This window comes from Streptomyces endophytica, from assembly GCF_026153355.1.
GTDB lineage: Bacteria > Actinomycetota > Actinomycetes > Streptomycetales > Streptomycetaceae > Streptomyces > Streptomyces endophytica.
Genome location: NZ_CP110636.1, coordinates 3971950 through 3988736, shown reverse-complemented (window position 1 = coordinate 3988736; position 16787 = coordinate 3971950). Strand labels below are relative to the sequence as shown.

13 protein-coding genes and 1 pseudogene are annotated in these 16787 nt (G+C 71.4%); 3 read left to right on the top strand and 11 right to left on the bottom strand.

Features of this window, described 5'->3' with window-relative positions:
• Positions 1-31: 31 nt before the first annotated feature.
• Positions 32-1683 (top strand): annotated as a pseudogene (locus OJ254_RS17760) (alkaline phosphatase D family protein).
• 41 nt (positions 1684-1724) lie between these two features.
• Here the strand turns inward: OJ254_RS17760 and OJ254_RS17755 are convergent.
• Positions 1725-2330 carry a dienelactone hydrolase family protein gene (locus OJ254_RS17755; protein ID WP_265363123.1) on the bottom strand — a complete coding sequence of 202 codons (606 nt, stop codon included), beginning with the start codon at positions 2328-2330 and terminating at the stop codon, positions 1725-1727.
• Between the two features lie 111 nt (positions 2331-2441).
• On the opposite strand from OJ254_RS17755, the gene OJ254_RS17750 reads away from it, so the two are divergent.
• A complete protein-coding gene (locus tag OJ254_RS17750) occupies positions 2442-3512 on the top strand; it encodes a mechanosensitive ion channel family protein (protein ID WP_279351993.1) in 1071 nt (356 codons plus the stop codon).
• 19 nt (positions 3513-3531) lie between these two features.
• On the opposite strand, the gene OJ254_RS17745 is transcribed toward OJ254_RS17750, so the two are convergent.
• From OJ254_RS17745 to OJ254_RS17730, 4 genes are all read right to left on the bottom strand, one after another.
• The gene (locus tag OJ254_RS17745) at positions 3532-5124 is read right to left on the bottom strand and encodes a Na+/H+ antiporter (protein WP_265363121.1); all 1593 of its coding nucleotides are present in this window, start codon (positions 5122-5124) and stop codon (positions 3532-3534) included.
• A gap of 130 nt (positions 5125-5254) precedes the next feature.
• A complete protein-coding gene (locus tag OJ254_RS17740) occupies positions 5255-6196 on the bottom strand; it encodes an RluA family pseudouridine synthase (protein ID WP_265363120.1) in 942 nt (313 codons plus the stop codon).
• 74 nt (positions 6197-6270) lie between these two features.
• Positions 6271-6867 carry a signal peptidase II gene (gene lspA / locus OJ254_RS17735; RefSeq protein WP_265363119.1) on the bottom strand — a complete coding sequence of 199 codons (597 nt, stop codon included), beginning with the start codon at positions 6865-6867 and terminating at the stop codon, positions 6271-6273.
• A gap of 128 nt (positions 6868-6995) precedes the next feature.
• Positions 6996-7709 (bottom strand): TraR/DksA family transcriptional regulator, encoded by a 714-nt coding sequence (locus OJ254_RS17730; RefSeq protein ID WP_265363118.1) that lies wholly within the window; start codon positions 7707-7709, stop codon positions 6996-6998.
• 632 nt (positions 7710-8341) lie between these two features.
• On the opposite strand from OJ254_RS17730, the gene ileS reads away from it, so the two are divergent.
• A complete protein-coding gene (gene ileS, locus OJ254_RS17725) occupies positions 8342-11503 on the top strand; it encodes an isoleucine--tRNA ligase (protein WP_265363117.1) in 3162 nt (1053 codons plus the stop codon).
• Between the two features lie 233 nt (positions 11504-11736).
• Here ileS and OJ254_RS17720 read toward each other — a convergent pair whose 3' ends face one another.
• The 6 genes from OJ254_RS17720 to ftsZ all read right to left on the bottom strand — a co-directional run bounded on the left by OJ254_RS17720 (position 11737) and on the right by ftsZ (position 16726).
• Positions 11737-12840, bottom strand: coding sequence for a DivIVA domain-containing protein (locus tag OJ254_RS17720; protein ID WP_265363116.1), 1104 nt, complete (start codon positions 12838-12840; stop codon positions 11737-11739).
• 49 nt (positions 12841-12889) lie between these two features.
• On the bottom strand, positions 12890-13183 hold the full coding sequence (locus OJ254_RS17715) for a YggT family protein (protein WP_030415214.1): 294 nt from the start codon (positions 13181-13183) through the stop codon (positions 12890-12892).
• 66 nt (positions 13184-13249) lie between these two features.
• The gene (gene sepF, locus OJ254_RS17710) at positions 13250-13870 is read right to left on the bottom strand and encodes a cell division protein SepF (protein WP_030415215.1); all 621 of its coding nucleotides are present in this window, start codon (positions 13868-13870) and stop codon (positions 13250-13252) included.
• 122 nt (positions 13871-13992) lie between these two features.
• Complete coding sequence (locus tag OJ254_RS17705; RefSeq protein ID WP_265363115.1) at positions 13993-14715, bottom strand: YggS family pyridoxal phosphate-dependent enzyme; 723 nt, start codon at positions 14713-14715, stop codon at positions 13993-13995.
• Positions 14712-15458, bottom strand: a complete 747-nt coding sequence (gene pgeF / locus OJ254_RS17700; RefSeq protein ID WP_265363114.1) for a peptidoglycan editing factor PgeF — start codon at positions 15456-15458, stop codon at positions 14712-14714. Before pgeF ends, OJ254_RS17705 begins: the two co-directional genes overlap by 4 nt.
• Before the next feature lie 14 nt (positions 15459-15472).
• Positions 15473-16726: a cell division protein FtsZ gene (ftsZ, locus tag OJ254_RS17695; RefSeq protein WP_265363113.1), complete on the bottom strand. Its 1254-nt coding sequence runs from the start codon at positions 16724-16726 to the stop codon at positions 15473-15475.
• Between the last annotated feature and the right edge of the window lie 61 nt (positions 16727-16787).

Sequence of the window (16787 nt, the reverse complement as noted above, 5' to 3'; positions counted from 1 at the left end):
CCCTCCCGTTGACGGCCTACCGGCCAGTAAGGTGAGCGCCCGTGACCGATCACGACCAGATCTCGCGCCGCACCGCCGTCACGGCCGTCGCCGCCACCGCCGCCCTCCTGCCGCTCGCCGGTGCCACCGCCGCCCACGCCCAACAGGGCCCGGGCCAGGGCTCGTTCTTCCAGCACGGAGTCGCTTCGGGGACCCGCTGCCGGACGGCGTACTGCTGTGGACCCGGGTCACCCCGGCCCCGTCCGCCACGCCGGGCTCCGGCCGCGGCCCGGCCACGGAGGTGGCCTGGGAGGTGTCCGCCGACAAGGGCTTCGGCACGGTCCTCGCCCGGGGGAAGGTGACCGCGTCGGCGGCCCACGACCACACCGTCAAGGCGGACGTCCGCGGCCTGCGGCCGGCCACCACCTACTACTACCGCTTCACCGCGGGCGGGCAGCACTCCCCCGTCGGCCGCACCCGCACCGCCCCCGCACACGACGCCGCGCCGGGCAACGTCCGCTTCGGCGTGGTCTCCTGCGCCAACTGGGAGTCCGGGTACTTCTCGCCGTACCGGCACCTGGCCGCCCGCACCGAGCTGGACGCGGTGCTGCACCTCGGCGACTACCTCTACGAGTACAAGTCCGGCGAGTACCCGGACTTCAAGTACGTGGTGCGCCCGCACTCCCCCGCCCACGAGCTGCTCACGCTCGCCGACTACCGCATCCGGCACGGCGTCCACAAGACCGACCCGGACGCGCTGGCGATGCACGCCACCCACCCGGTCATCGCCATCTGGGACGACCACGAGTTCGCCGACAACGCCTGGAAGGGCGGTGCGGTCAACCACCAGCCGGACACCGAGGGCTCCTGGTCCGCCCGGATGGCCGCGGCGAAGCAGGCGTACTTCGAGTGGATGCCGTGCGGCCGTCCGTCGCCGGGACCACCTACCGCCGGCTGCGCTTCGGCAACCTCGCCGATCTGCACCTGCTGGACCTGCGGTCGTTCCGCGACCAGCAGGCCGCACCGGGCAGCGGCGCGGTCGACGACCCGAGCCGGACGATCACCGGGCGGGCCCAGCTGGACTGGCTCAAGGCCGGCCTCGAACGCTCCGACACCGCCTGGCGGCTGGTCGGTACCTCGGTGATGATCTCCCAGGTCGCCTTCGGCTCCATACCCGCGAAGCTGCTCGGCCCGCTCGCCGAGATCCTCGGGATACCCAAGGAGGGGCTGGCGATCAACACCGACCAGTGGGACGGCTACACCGACGACCGGCGCGAACTGCTCGGCCACCTCAGCGACCGCGGGATCGACAACACCGTCTTCCTGACCGGTGACATCCACATGGCCTGGGCCAACGACGTCCCGCTGCAGGCGGCGACCTACCCCGCCACCCCGCCGGTGGCGACGGAGTTCGTGGTCACCTCCGTCACCTCCGACAACGTCGACGACTTCCTGCACGTCGCCCCGCACACGGTCTCGCTGGCCGGGGTCGCCGCCATCCGGGCCGCCAACCGGCACGTGAAGTGGCTGGACATGGACTCGCACGGCTACGGCGTCCTGGACGTCAGCGGCGAGCGCACGCAGATGGACTACTACGGCATCTCCGACAAGACCGACCCGAACGCGACCAGCACGCTGCTGCGCTCGTACCGCACCCGCAGTGGCACCCAGCAGGTCGAGCGGGCGGACCGGCCGGCGGGCTAGGACGGCCGGGGGCCAGGGGTGACTCCCCCTGGCCCCCGCCCTCAGACCTCCGCCAGGAACCCCAGCGCCACCTTCCAGGCGCTCTCCGCCGCCTCCGCGTCGTAGTCCGGCAGGTCGGGGTCGGTGAAGAGGTGGCCGGCGCCGGCGTAGCGGAAGACCTCCACGTCCGCGCCGGCCCGGCGCATCTGCAGGTACCAGGCGGTCAGCCAGTCGTGCGGCTCGAACGGATCGGGGTCGGCGACGTGCAGCTGCACCGGCAGCTCGTCGACGGCCGCGCCCTCGGCGATGTCCGAGGTGCCGTGCATCAGCAGCAGCCCGCGGGCCTTCTCGTCGCCCAGCGCGAGGTTCTGCGCGATCGCGCCGCCGAAGGAGAACCCGGCGTAGACCAGGCCGCGGTCGGAGTACGGGGCGGCGGCCGTGATGGCGCGCTTGAGCAGCTCCTCCTTGCCGATCTCGTCCTTGATCAGGATGCCGTCCGGCACGGAGTCGGCGGTCCGCCCGTCGAAGAGGTCGGGGACGATCACCTCGTGTCCCGCGGCGCGCAGCCGGTCCGCCGCCGCGTGCACCGCGGGGCGCAGCCCGCACACCGAGTGGAACAGCACAATCGTCGGAACCCCGCTGGTCGCGGGCTCGCTGGAGGCCGGCACTGCATCACTTCCCTTGATCGGATCGCTCTCCTTCCATCCTGCCAGTTACGGTCGGCAGGACCGGGTACCCGCACAGACAGCGCATCCCACCCGAGGAGGAATTCTGTGTCCGTGGAGGACGTGCTGCGCCCGATCGCCGTCCTGGGCGGCTCCGTCGTCATCACGCTCGTCCTGGTCTGGCTCGCCGACCGGGCGCTGCGCCGGATGGACGCCGCGCACCCCGAGACCCCGCTGTGGGGCCTGCTGCGGCGCTGCCGGATACCGCTGCAGGTGGTGCTGTGCGCGGCCCTGCTGCGCGGCGCGTACGACGAGACCGGGCTGAAGACCGTCGAGGAGCACGAGGCGGGGATCGGCCAGACGCTCAGCCTGGTGCTGATCGCGGCCACCGCCTGGCTGACCATGCGGGCCGCCGCGGCGATAGTGGAGTCGTCGTACTCCCGCTACGCGGCGAGCGCCCGGGACGCGGCGCGGGTGCGGCGGGTGCGCACCCAGGTGACGCTGATCCAGCGGGTGGTGACGGCGGTGGTGACCGTCGTCGCGGCCGCCTCGATGCTGCTGACGTTCCCGGAGATGCGGACGGTCGGCACGTCCATGCTGGCGTCGGCCGGACTGCTGGGCATCGTCGCCGGTATCGCCGCCCAGTCCACCCTGGGCAACCTCTTCGCCGGGCTGCAGATCGCCTTCGGCGACATGGTGCGGATCGGCGACACGGTCGTGGTGGACGGCGAGTGGGGCACCGTCGAGGAGATCACCCTGACCTTCCTGACCGTGCGGACCTGGGACGAGCGGCGGATCACCATGCCGGTCTCGTACTTCACCGGCAAGCCGTTCGAGAACTGGTCGCGCGGCGGCGCCCAGATGACCGGCACGGTCTTCTTCCACCTCGACCACAGCGCGCCGGTGGAGAAGATGCGGCAGCGGCTGCTGGAGGTCCTCCAGGAGTGCCCGGACTGGGACGGCCGGGCCTGGAGCCTGGTGGTCACCGACACCACACCGTCCACGATCATGGTGCGGGCGCTGGTCACCGCGCGGGACGCGGACGCGATCTGGTCGGTGCGCTGCCAGGTCCGCGAGCGGATGCTCGAATGGCTGCGGACCGAGCACGCCTACGCGCTGCCGCGGATCAGCACGGCACCGGCGGAGCTCGACCGGCCGCCGGGCGAGCGGCGCACCCGCGACTGACCGCGGCGCCCGGGGAGCGTCAGGGGGCGCCGCGCAGGCTGCGCATGTCCAGGTGGCGCAGCACCCGGTCGACGATCTCCGGGTCGGCGCCCGGTTCGCTGCGGGCGGCCAGCACCTCGTGGCGGGCCGCCGAGAGCATCTCGCCCTGGATGCGCTGCACCTTCTTCAGCCGGCCGATCCGCTTCTCGAAGAGGTCGCGCCGCTCGTCGTCGACGATGTCCGGCGCGATCCGGGCGCCGATGTCGAAGGCCCGGCGGGAGAGCTGGTCGCTGACCTCGTCGGGCAGCTCCTCGACCTCCATGATCTCCTTCAGCCGCCGCTTGGACGCCTTGATCACCCGGACCGCCAGCTCCCGCTCCAGGGCGTCCACGGCGTCGGTGTCGGCCCGCACCCGCAGCTTGCGCACCAGCCAGGGCAGCGTCAGGCCCTGGACGAGGAGGGTGGAGAGCACCACCGCGAAAGCGATGAAGAGGATGTCGTCCCGGGCCGGGAACGCCCCGCCGTCGACGTCGAACGGGATGGCCAGCGCCAGCGCCACCGACGCCACCCCGCGCATCCCCGACCACCACATGATGAGCGTCTCGCGCCAGCTCATCGGGATGTCCTCGTCGTAGTCGCGGCGCTTGTGCATCCGCTTGGCCAGCCAGGCGGCGGGCAGCAGCCACAGCAGCCGGACCGCGACGACCACCGCCACGACCGCGGCGCCGGCGCCGAGCAGTTGGCCCCAGCGGTGTGCGGCGGCCCCGAAGATGTTGTGCAGCTCCAGGCCGATCAGCCCGAAGGCCACTCCGGTGACGAGGGTGTCGACGACCTCCCAGAAGGTGTATCCGGCGAGCCGGCCCATCACGTCGTCCGGGTCGACCGCGTACTCGGCGAGGAAGAGCGCGCAGGTCAGCACCGCCAGCACCCCGGAGCCGCGGAACTCCTCGGCGAGCACGTAAGCCACGAACGGCACCAGCAGCGTCAGCCCGATCTGCAGCGTGGGGTCACCGAGCAGGCCCATCAGCTTGTTGGTCACCCAGCCGAGCGCCAGACCGACCGCTATGGCCACGACGGCGGACAGGACGAGGGAGCCGAGCGCGCCGGGCACCGAGAAGCTGCCGCTGACCACCGCGGCGAGCGCGACGTGGTAGAGCACGATCGCGGTGACGTCGTTGAAGAGGCCCTCGCCCTCCAGGATGGAGACCAGCCGGCGGGGCAGCCCGAGTTTGCCGGCGACCGCGGTCGCGGCCACCGGGTCGGGCGGGGCGACCAGCGCGCCGAGCACCACCGCGGCGGCCACCGGCATCCCGGGCACCACCGCCTGGGCGACCGCGGCCACCGCGGCCGTGGTGGCGAAGACCAGGGCCACCGCGAGCAGGAAGATCGGCCGGAGGTTGGCGGTGAACTGCCGCCAGGACGTGCGCTGCACGGCCGCGTAGAGCAGCGGCGGCAGCACCACCGGCAGGATGAACTCGGGCGGTACCTCGACGTTGGGGACGAACGGCAGCAGCGCCAGGACGGCCCCGGCGAGGGTCATCAGCACCGGTGACGGCAGCCGCAGCCGGTCGCCGACCGGGACCATCACCACGGCTCCGAGCAGAAGGACGAACAGCAGAGCCATCTGATCCACGGTGGCTACGCTCCGGAGCGGTCGGATTCGATCACTTTCCGCCCAAGGGTGCCATGACCGCCGTGGTTGACCGCCGTGCCGGCCCGCGCGGCGCCGCGTTCCACCGGCCGCGCGCCGGCACGGAGCTCCGTCAGCTGCTCTCGTCCCGCACGGTGTCCAGGGCGTGCTGGAGGTCGTCCGGGTAGGCGGACGCGAACTCGACCCAGCCGCCGTCGGAGGGGTGCTCGAAGCCCAGCCGGACCGCGTGCAGCCACTGCCGGCCGACGCCCAGCCGCTTGGCGAGGGTGGGGTCCGCGCCGTAGGTGAGGTCGCCGACGCAGGGGTGGCGGTGGGCGGCCATGTGCACCCGGATCTGGTGGGTGCGGCCGGTCTCCAGCTTGATGTCGAGCAGGCTGGCCGCGCGGAACGCCTCGATCAGGTCGTAGTGCGTGACCGACGGCTTGCCCTCGGCGGTGACCGCCCACTTGTAGTCGTGCTGCGGGTGCCGGCCGATGGGGGCGTCGATGGTGCCGCTCATCGGGTCGGGGTGGCCCTGCACGAGCGCGTGGTACCGCTTGTCGGGGACGCGCTCCTTGAACTGCCGCTTCAACGACGTGTAGGCCCGCTCCGACTTGGCCACGACCATCAGGCCGGAGGTGCCGACGTCGAGGCGGTGCACGATGCCCTGGCGCTCGGCGGCACCGGAGGTGGAGATGCGGTAGCCGGCCGCGGCCAGTCCGCCGATGACGGTGGTGCCGGTCCAGCCGGGGCTGGGGTGCGCGGCCACGCCGACCGGCTTGACGATCACGACGATGTCGTCGTCGTCATGCACGATCTCCATGCCCTCGACGGGCTCGGGCACGATCTCCACGGGCGCCGCGGCCTGCGGCATCTCGACTTCCAGCCAGGCACCGCCGTGCACCCGCTCGGACTTCATCACCTCGGACCCGTCGACCCGGACCTTGCCGGAGGCGGCGAGTTCGGCCGCCTTCGTACGGGAGAAGCCGAACATCCGGGCCAGCGCGGCGTCGACGCGCTCGCCCTCCAGGCCGTCCGGTACGGGCAGGGTGCGGATCTCGGGAAGCGTGCTCACCCCACGAGTATGGCAGTCGTCCCGTGGTGTCCTGCCCGGCGGCCGGGGGCCCGGCACCGGACCGCCCTGCGCGGTCAGTCCTTGTGGAGCGTCCCGTCGGGGTCCAGCCCCCGGAACGAGAGGATCACGATCAGGATGCCGCCGCAGACGATCGCGGAGTCGGCGAGGTTGAAGACGGCGAAGTGCGCGGGGGCGATGAAGTCGACCACGGCGCCCTCGAAGACGCCCGGCGAGCGGAAGATCCGGTCGGTGAGGTTGCCGAAGGCGCCGCCGAGCAGCAGCCCGAGGGCGATGGCCCAGGGCAGGCTGTAGAGCTTGCGGGCGACCCGGGCGATGACCAGGATCACGGCCGCCGCGATGATCGTCAGGAAGATCGTCAGCGCCTCGCCGATGCTGAAGGCGGCGCCGCGGTTGCGGATCACGTTGAACTGCAGCAGCGTGCCGATGACCTGGATCGGCTCGTGGTTCTCCAGCTTGGCGACGACCAGCAGCTTGCTGCCCAGGTCGAGCAGGTAGACGACGCACGCGACCAGCAGCAGCGCGGCGATCCGCCGCTTGCCCCGGCCGGCGCCCTGCTCCGCCGGTGCTTCCGCTGCGGCCTCCGGTGTGGGATCCGCTCCGGTACCCGGCTCGGGTTCCGGCGTGCCGGTGATGCGTTCCGCCTCTGCCACGTGTGAGTCCCTCAGCCCGTCGTGTCCGCGGCCAGGCCGTGCCTGGCTGAACCACGAGAGTACGGCACACACGTGCGGGCGCGGGCGGTCCGGGGGCCGCCCGCAACGACCGGTCGGGAGGCGCCGGCTCAGCGGCGCTCCTGCTTCTGCTTGCACTCCACGCACAGCGTCGCCCGGGGGAACGCCTGCATCCGCGCCTTGCCGATGGGGTTGCCGCAGTTCTCGCACAGTCCGTAGGTGCCCGCGTCCAGCCGGCCGAGGGCGCGCTCGGTCTGGTGGAGCATCTCGCGGGCGTTGGAGGCGAGCGCGAGCTCGTGTTCGCGGGTGATGTTCTTGCTGCCGGTGTCCGCCTCGTCGTCGCCGGCGCCGTCGCCGGAGTCGCGCATCAGCCCGGCGATGGCGTCCTCGGCGGTGGTGATCTCCAGCCGCAGCCGCTCCGTCTCCTCCCGCAGCGCCGACCGCGCCTCGTCGACCTCGGCGGTCGTCCAGGGGTCCTCGCCGGGCCGTACGGCGAGCTCACCGGGCGCCGCGGCCGTGCGGACCCCGGGCACCGTGGAGTCGTTGCCGTGCTCCCCGGCCGCCGCGGCCGCCGTCTTCTTCGCCACCACCGTCTTGGCTCCCGTCTTCTTCGCGGGCACCGCGGCCTTCCTGGCCGGAGCCCGCTTCGCGGTCTTCGCGGCCGCCGTCTTCTTGGCCGTGGTCTTCTCGGCCGCCGTCTTCCGGGCGGCCGCCTTCTTCGGAGCGGCCTTCTTCGGAGTGCTGTTCTTCGGTGCGGGCTGCTTCGCGACGGCCTCGCCGGCAGGCGTCGTGCTCTTCTCCGCGGCGGTCTTCTTCGCCACCATGGCCGCGACCCCTTCACATATGTGACTTTTATTCGCGAATCGTGACGGGAACGATAAATCGCCACAGAGCACGCGGCAACGGGACGCACCGCCCCATCGGGTCCTGCCACCCGGCCCGGAAGTCCGGTCTGCCTCGGTTGTGCCCCGCTGCCCGCCCGGTAATCCGCTTGGCCGTCCGGCACCCGGCCGCTGGCCATTCGGGTCACGGCCCCGGTCGCGCGCCCTGGTCCCGCGCCGCCGCCCCGGCAGCCCCTACGGCACCCCGCGGCCGGGGCCCGGGCGAGCGCCGCCGGAATTCGGTCGGCCACTGTCGGCGGCGCCCCGTACACTGGGCCCAGCGAGAGGCAGTGATGGGACGAGTAGCGCCGTACGCAGCCAGCAGCGACCCGGGGACGGTGGAAGCCCGGGGGCGTGCGCGACGTGAAGATCACCCCGGAGCCGCCGGAAGAAAGCTTTGGACAGTGGGCCGTGCCCCACGGGCCGCGGACCACCCAGGGCGAGTAGAACCGGCAGCGCGACCCCAATGAGGGGGCGGTGCGGCACGCACCGCCAAGGAGGGTGGTACCGCGGGAGCCAGGGCTCTCGTCCCTCCGGACGGAGAAGCAGCAGATGTCCGCCGGAGGAAGCCCCCGATGAGTGAGCAGCCCTTGTACCGCCAGGTACCCGCCCAGGTCGACCTGCCAGCCCTTGAGCACGCCGTGCTCGATTTCTGGCAGGAGCAGAAGATCTTCGCCCGCACCCTCCAGCAGTCCGAGGGCCGGCCCGAGTGGGTCTTCTTCGAGGGCCCCCCGACGGCCAACGGCATGCCCGGCGCGCACCACATCGAGGCCCGCGTCTTCAAGGACGTCTTCCCCCGGTTCCGCACGATGCAGGGCTACCACGTCGACCGCAAGGCCGGCTGGGACTGCCACGGCCTGCCGGTCGAGCTGACCGTCGAGAAGGAGCTCGGCTTCAGCGGCAAGAAGGACATCGAGGCGTACGGCATCGCCGAGTTCAACGCCAAGTGCCGCGAGTCGGTGACCCGGCACACCGACGCCTTCGCCGAGCTCACCACGCGGATGGGCTACTGGACCGACCTCGACAGCCCCTACCGCACCATGGACCCCGACTACATCGAGTCGGTCTGGTGGTCGCTGAAGCAGATCTTCACCAAGGGCCTGCTGGTCCAGGACCACCGCGTCGCCCCGTGGTGCCCGCGCTGCGGCACCGGCCTGTCGGACCACGAGCTGGCGCAGGGCTACGAAACCGTCGTCGACCCCTCGGTCTACGTCCGCCTCCCGCTGACCTCCGGCCCGCTGGCCGGCGAGGCCGCGCTGCTGATCTGGACGACGACCCCCTGGACCCTGGTCTCCAACGTCGCCGCCGCCGCGCACCCGGACGTCACGTACGTCGTCGCCACCGACGGCACGGAGAAGCTGGTCGTCGCCGAACCGCTGCTGGAGAAGGCGCTGGGCGAGGGCTGGGAGGCCACCGGTCAGTCCTTCACCGGCCGCGAGATGGAGCGCTGGTCCTACGAGCGCCCGTTCTCCCTGGTCGAGCTGGAGGGCGCCAACTTCGTCGTCAACGCCGAGTACGTCACGACCGACGACGGCACGGGCCTGGTCCACCAGGCCCCGGCCTTCGGTGAGGACGACCTCAAGACCTGCAAGGCGTACGGCCTCCCGGTGGTCAACCCGGTCCGCCCCGACGGCACCTTCGAGGAGGAACTCCCGCTGGTCGGCGGCCAGTTCTTCAAGAAGGCCGACGGCACGCTGGTGGCCGACCTGGACGCCCGCGGCCTGCTCTTCAAGCACATCGCCTACGAGCACAGCTACCCGCACTGCTGGCGCTGCCACACCGCGCTGCTCTACTACGCCCAGCCGTCGTGGTACATCCGCACCACCGCGATCAAGGACGCCCTCCTCCGGGAGAACGAGAACACCAACTGGTTCCCCGAGTCGGTCAAGCACGGCCGCTTCGGCGACTGGCTGAGCAACAACATCGACTGGGCGCTGTCCCGCAACCGCTACTGGGGCACCCCGCTGCCCATCTGGCGCTGCGAGGACGACCACCTCACCTGCGTCGGCTCGCTCGCCGAGCTGACCGAGCTGACCGGCACCGACCAGTCGGGCCTGGACCCGCACCGCCCGTTCATCGACGCGATCACCTTCGGCTGCCCGCAGGAGGGCTGCGCCCACACCGCCGTGCGCGTCCCGGAGGTCATCGACGCCTGGTACGACTCCGGCTCGATGCCGTTCGCGCAGTGGGGCTACCCGTACCGCAACAAGGAGCTGTTCGAGAAGCGCTACCCGGCGCAGTTCATCTCGGAGGCCATCGACCAGACCCGCGGCTGGTTCTACACGCTGATGGCCGTCGGCACCCTGGTCTTCGACAAGTCCTCGTACGAGAACGTGGTCTGCCTCGGCCACATCCTCGCCGAGGACGGCCGGAAGATGTCCAAGCACCTGGGCAACACCCTCCAGCCGATCCCGCTCATGGACCAGCACGGCGCGGACGCGGTCCGCTGGTTCATGGCGGCCGGCGGTTCGCCGTGGGCCGCCCGCCGGGTGGGCCACAACACCATCCAGGAAGTCGTCCGCAAGACCCTGCTGACGTACTGGAACACCGTCGCCTTCCAGGCGCTGTACGCCCGGACGTCCCAGTGGGCGCCGTCCGCGTCCGACCCGGCCCCGGCCGAGCGGCCGCTGCTGGACCGCTGGCTGCTCGGTGAACTGAACACCCTCGTCGAGCAGGTCACCGAGTCGCTGGAGTCCTTCGACACCCAGCGCGCCGGCAAGCTGCTGTCCAGCTTCGTCGACGACCTGTCCAACTGGTACGTCCGCCGCTCGCGCCGCCGCTTCTGGCAGGGCGACGCGGCCGCGCTGCGCACCCTCCACGAGGTCATCGAGACGGTCACCCGCCTGATGGCGCCGCTCACCCCGTTCATCACCGAGCGGGTCTGGCAGGACCTGGTCGCCCCGGTCACCCCGGACGCCCCGGACTCCGTCCACCTCTCCGGCTGGCCGGTCGCCGAGCAGTCGCTGATCGACCCGGCGCTCTCCGACCAGATGGCGCTGGTCCGCCGGCTGGTCGAGCTGGGCCGGGCGACCCGCGCGGAGTCCGGTGTGAAGACCCGGCAGCCGCTGTCCCGCGCGCTGGTCGCGGCCCACGGCTTCGCCGGGCTGCCCGAGGACCTGCGCGCCCAGATCGCCGAGGAGCTGAACGTCAGCTCGCTGGCCTCACTGGCAGAATCTTCCTCTGGTCGAGGGGGCGGCGGCTCGCTCGTCGACACCACCGCGAAGGCCAACTTCCGTGCGCTGGGCAAGCGGTTCGGCAAGGGCGTCCAGGCGGTCGCCAAGGCCATCGCCGGCGCGGACGCCGCGGCGCTCTCGCTGGCGCTCCGGGAGGGCACGGCGAGCGTCGAGGTCGACGGCGAGACCCTCTCCCTCGCCCCGGACGAGGTGATCATCACCGAAACGCCGCGCGAGGGCTGGTCGGTGGCCTCCGACGCGGGCGCCACGGTCGCCCTGGACCTGGAGATCACCCCCGAGCTGCGCCGGGCCGGTCTGGCCCGGGACGCGATCCGGCTGATCCAGGAGGCGCGGAAGAACAGCGGCCTGGACGTCGCGGACCGGATCGCGCTGCGCTGGGCGTCGTCCGACGAGGAGGTCCGTACGGCCCTCGCCGAGCACGCCGGCCTGATCGCCGAGGAGGTCCTCGCCACGGACTTCGCCCCCGGCGAGCCGGACGGTGGCTACGGCCCGGCCTTCACCGACGAGGCACTGGCACTGACGTTCCACCTCCGTAAGGCGTAATCCGCGGGGCCCGATCCCGTCCCGAATGCCCCGGTGTGCACCACACCGGGGCATTCGTCATTTCCTTACAGGCACGGGGAGTTCACACCACTTTGTCGGCAGAGGCGCCGGACGCCACCGCCCGGCCCGGAGCGCACCCCGACAGGTCCGGCACGACGCGCAAAAGGGCCGGGCCCCGAGGGAAGTCCCTCGGGGCCCGGCCCTGATTGCCGACGGTACGCCTCAGGCGGGCGTCAGTTGTCGTCCTCGTCGATGAGGAAGCCCCTCATCGGCGACGGGGTCTGCTGCATCGGCGACGGGCCCTGCGGCCGCACCGGAGCCATCGGCTGGGTCATCGCCGGCGACATCTGCTGCTGACCGCCGTAGGACGGACCGCCGCTGGAGCCGTTGCCCATCGAGTGGTTGCCGCCCATGGTCTGGCCGCCACCCATGGTGTGGTTGCCGCCCATCGTGCCGGCACCGGCCGACGCCATCGACGGGGACGGCGGCAGCGAGGGGGCCGCCGGAGTCCGCGGCGGGGCGAGCGAGTCGTCCGCCTGGTTCTCCAGCTGACGCAGCTGGCTCTCCAGGTAGGACTTCAGTCGCGTGCGGTACTCGCGCTCGAAGCCGCGCAGGTCCTCGACCTTGCGCTCCAGCGTCGCGCGGGCCGACTCCAGCGAGCCCATCGCCACGCGGTGCTTCTCCTGCGCGTCCCGCTCCAGCGCGTCGGCCTTGGCGCGGGCGTCCCGCTCCAGGCCCTCGGCGCGGCTGCGCGCCTCGCCGACGATCTTGTTGGCCTCGGAACGGGCCTCCGCGATCGCCTGGTCGGCGGTCTGCTGCGCCAGCGACAGCACGCGCGCGGCGCTGTCACCACCGGGACCACCCTGCTGCCCACCGGGCAGCTGCTGCGGGCCGCCGGGGCCGCCCATCGGGCCACCCATCGGACCGCCGGGGCCCATCGGGCCGGGGCCGTGCGGGCCCTGCGGGCCGTGGCCACCGGGACCAGGAGGCAGCTGCGGTGCACCACCGGGCAGTTGGGGCGGGCCACCCATCCCCTGCTGCTGCGGCGGGACCGGCTGCGGACCGGATATGGCGGCGGGCACAGGAGCCCCCGGACGCTGCTGCTGCTCCTGCTGCTGGTCCGGTCCCTTGCGCAGCCCCTGCTGCTGCTGGTTCTGCGCGGCGGCGCGGGTGGCGGCGGCCAGCTTCGCGCGAAGGTCCTCGTTCTCCCGCAGGAGCCGGGTCAGTTCGGCTTCGACCTCATCGAGGAAGGCATCGACCTCGTCCTCGTCATAGCCTTCTCGGAGGCGGACGGTCGTGAACTGCTTGTTCCGCACGTCCTCGGGGGTCAACGGCATCTCTACTTCACCTCAACGTAGTCGTCGGCAATCGGCAAGACCGTATCGTTCACACCAACAACACCGACCTCACGACGGTGATCAGGATGTAGACGATGATCATCAATACGAAGAAGGACAGGTCGAGCGCCACGCCCCCGAGACGCAGCGGCGGGATGACCCGCCGCAGAAGCTTGAGTGGCGGATCAGTGACAGTGTAGGCGGCCTCCAGAATGACCACCATCGCCTTGCCGGGTTGCCATGAACGGGCGAACTGGAAGACATAGTCCATCACCAGCCGGAAGATCAACACGATCAGGAAGCAGTACAGCGCGATATAGATCACCTGACCAGCGACACTCATCTCGCGCGTCCCTCTCCCCTTGCTTCTGTGTCGGCCCTACGGCCTCGGTGTGCCCGGTGTTGCGTCTCAGCTCTGGTTGAAGAACCCGCCCTCTGCGATACGGGCCTTGTCCTCCGCCGTGACATCGACGTTAGCAGGCGACAACAGGAACACCTTCTGCGTCACCCGCTCGATGCTGCCGTGAAGACCAAACACCAAACCGGCCGCAAAGTCGACAAGTCGCTTCGCATCGGTGTCATCCATCTCCGTGAGATTCATGATCACCGGAGTGCCCTCGCGGAAGTGTTCCCCGATGGTACGGGCTTCGTTGTAGGTCCGGGGGTGCAGCGTGGTGATGCGGTAGGGCTCCCGCTCGGACACAACCTTGGGCATGATCACCGGTGCGTTCTTCTCCAGATTCGGACGGTCGGGTGTGATGGATGACACGGGGGCGATTCGCGCGGGTCGTCCGTTTTCCGGGGCGAGCGGGGCGGGTTCGCGTTGCGCCGGGGGCGTCACGGCACGGACGGGTTCGTCCCGTTCCGGGCGTGTTTCGGCCTGCACTTGGTGCTGTTGACGCCGTCCCCGGTCGGGTTCCGGGTCGAGCTCGGGCTCGAACTCGTCGTCGGGGTCGAACCCCCGGCCGTCGTACCCATCGTCCTCCACGAGGCCGAGGTAGACCGCCATCTTGCGCATCGCGCCGGCCATTCTCTGCGTCCTCCGCTCTGTGGTGGATCGGCTCCGTCACCAGGGCCTTGGATCCACGCGGCCTCCCCGCTTTCTGCGGAAATGACCATATTTTGTGCTGTGGTCCGACTTGCTTGGCGACGTTACCCGAGCCGTGGTCGGACTCCGAGTACCGCGGTACCGACGCGCACATGTGTCGCCCCGGCCGCCACGGCGTCCTCAAGGTCCGCGCTCATGCCTGCTGACACCATGTTGGCAGCAGGATGGGTGGCGCGCAGGTCGGTTGAGATTTCCATGAGCCGTTCGAATGCGGCGAGTTGGCGGCCCGCATACGGCCCGGCCAGCGGCGCGACCGTCATCACGCCGTCCAGGCGCAGCCCTTCGGCCCCGGCGATCGCCTCCGCCAGCGCCGGGACGCGGTCCGGCGCCACACCGCCCCGGTCGCCCTGCTGGCCCGACTCGGCGTCAAGTGCCACCTGGACGAGACACCCGAGCTCACGGCCCGCACGAACCGCTTCCCTGGAGAGCGCGGTGACCAGTCGTGCCCGGTCGACCGACTGCACAATTCCGGCATAACTCGCCACGGACCGCACCTTGTTGGTCTGCAACTGACCGACGAAGTGCCAAGTAAGCGGCAAATCAGTGCATTCGGCGGCCTTGGGTGCCGCCTCCTGGTCGCGGTTCTCCGCGACCTGGCGCACCCCCAGTTCCGCCAGCAGCCGTACGTCGCTCGCGGGGTAGGTCTTGGTGACGACGATGAGCGTCACCTCGTCCCGCGGCCGACCGGCCTTGGCGCAGGCGGCGGAGATACGATCCTCCACCCGCGCCAGGTTGGTCGCCAGTTCCGTTCTCCGGTCGTCCGTCACAGCTCGCCGTCCAGCCACACGTAACTCGCGAGCCGCCCGGTCGTGCGGTCCCGCCGATAAGAAAAGTGATCCGTGGATTCCCGCGTGCAGACCGGCGGGATGTGCGGATCGTCACGCACCGGCACGCCCGCCGCGACGAGTTGGGCCCGTACGCCGGCGGTGACGTCCACCGCCGGGGTGCCCCAGCTGGTCGTCGCGTGCGCCTCGGGCACCACCGCCGCGACGTCGGACCGCATCTGTTCGGGCACCTCGTAACAGCGCCCGCAGATCGCCGGTCCGGTGTACGCGAGGATCCGGGCCGGCTCCGCGCCCAGCTCGGCCATCGCCTCGACGGCCGCCGGAACGACGCCGGCGACCAGGCCAGGCCGGCCGGCGTGTGCCGCTCCGGTGACGCCCGCGACCGGGTCGGCGAGCAGCACCGGGGTGCAGTCGGCGGTCAGAACGGCGAGCGCGAGACCCCGGCGGGCCGTCACCACCGCGTCCACGCAGGGGACGTCGGCGTCGCGCCAGGGGCCGTCGACCACGGCCACGTCCCGGCCGTGGACCTGGTTCATCCAGATCACCGCGGCCGGGTCGAGACCGAGCGCGCCGGCCGCGCGGGCGCGGTTGGTGCGGACGGCCTGCGGGTCGTCGCCGACCGCGCCCCCCAGGTTGAGCTGCTCATACGGAGCGGCGCTCACCCCGCCCCACCTGTCGGTGAAGGCGAAGTGCGCGCCGCTCTCGTGGTGCTGTTGCCCTATCACTTCGGTGCTTTACGTCACTTCAGGAAGTCGGGAACGTCGAGTTCCTCGGCCGCGCTGTCGGAGTACGACGGACGGGCCGGGGGAACCTGCGGCCCGCTCGACGGGGTGGGGGCGACCTCGCCCAGCGTGGACGACGGCTCGGCGGCCGGCTCACCACGCTCCGCGGAGGCCCCGGCGTCCCGTACGGGGACGGAGCCCAGGCCGCCGAAGGACGACGGGGTGCGGGGCTCGGGCGGGGCGGCCGGACGGCTGGCGGCCGGGGCCGGCTCCTCGCGCTTCGGGGACGACAGGGCGGCCTGCGCATCGCGGCGGGCCGGCGGCTGGCCGCCGTCGAAGCCCGCGGCAATGACGGTGACCCGGACCTCGTCGCCCAGCGCGTCGTCGATGACCGCGCCGAAGATGATGTTGGCCTCCGGGTGCGCGGCCTCGCTGACCAGCTGGGCGGCCTCGTTGATCTCGAAGAGACCGAGGTCGGAGCCGCCGGAGATGGACAGCAGCACGCCGCGGGCGCCGTCGATGGACGCCTCCAGGAGCGGCGAGGAGATCGCCATCTCCGCGGCGGCCACCGCACGGTCGTCGCCGCGCGCCGAGCCGATGCCCATGAGGGCCGAGCCGGCCTCCGACATCACGGACTTGACGTCGGCGAAGTCGAGGTTGATCAGGCCGGGCGTGGTGATCAGGTCGGTGATGCCCTGGACACCCGACAGCAGCACCTGGTCCGCGGACTTGAACGCGTCGAGCACGCTCACCTGGCGGTCCGAGATGGACAGCAGCCGGTCGTTGGGGATCACGATGAGGGTGTCGACCTCTTCGCGCAGCTGGGCGATGCCGTCCTCGGCCTGGTTGGCGCGACGGCGGCCCTCGAAGGTGAACGGCCGGGTGACCACACCGATCGTCAGGGCGCCCAGCGAGCGGGCGATGTTGGCGACGACGGGTGCGCCGCCGGTGCCGGTGCCGCCGCCCTCGCCCGCGGTCACGAAGACCATGTCGGCCCCCTTGAGGACCTCCTCGATCTCCTCGCGGTGATCCTCGGCCGCCTTGCGCCCCACGTCCGGGTTGGCGCCGGCGCCGAGGCCGCGGGTCATTTCGCGGCCGACGTCGAGCTTGACGTCGGCGTCGCTCATCAGCAGCGCCTGCGCATCGGTATTGATCGCGATGAACTCGACGCCCTTGAGCCCGACCTCGATCATCCGGTTGATGGCGTTCACGCCACCGCCGCCGATGCCGACGACCTTGATGACTGCGAGGTAGTTCTGCGGTGCTGCCACGTCGAAGGCCTCTCGCCTCGAGTTACGTGTCGTCGCCGCACTTGCGCGTGGACGCCGACTG

Excerpts from the sequence above, each read along its gene's own strand:
- OJ254_RS17720 (WP_265363116.1), bottom strand. The coding sequence starts at position 12,840 with ATGCCGTTGACCCCCGAGGACGTGCGGAACAAGCAGTTCACGACCGTC.
- OJ254_RS17715 (WP_030415214.1), bottom strand. The coding sequence starts at position 13,183 with ATGAGTGTCGCTGGTCAGGTGATCTATATCGCGCTGTACTGCTTCCTG.
- ileS (WP_265363117.1), top strand. The coding sequence starts at position 8,342 with ATGAGTGAGCAGCCCTTGTACCGCCAGGTACCCGCCCAGGTCGACCTG.
- sepF (WP_030415215.1), bottom strand. The coding sequence starts at position 13,870 with ATGGCCGGCGCGATGCGCAAGATGGCGGTCTACCTCGGCCTCGTGGAG.
- OJ254_RS17730 (WP_265363118.1), bottom strand. The coding sequence starts at position 7,709 with ATGGTGGCGAAGAAGACCGCCGCGGAGAAGAGCACGACGCCTGCCGGC.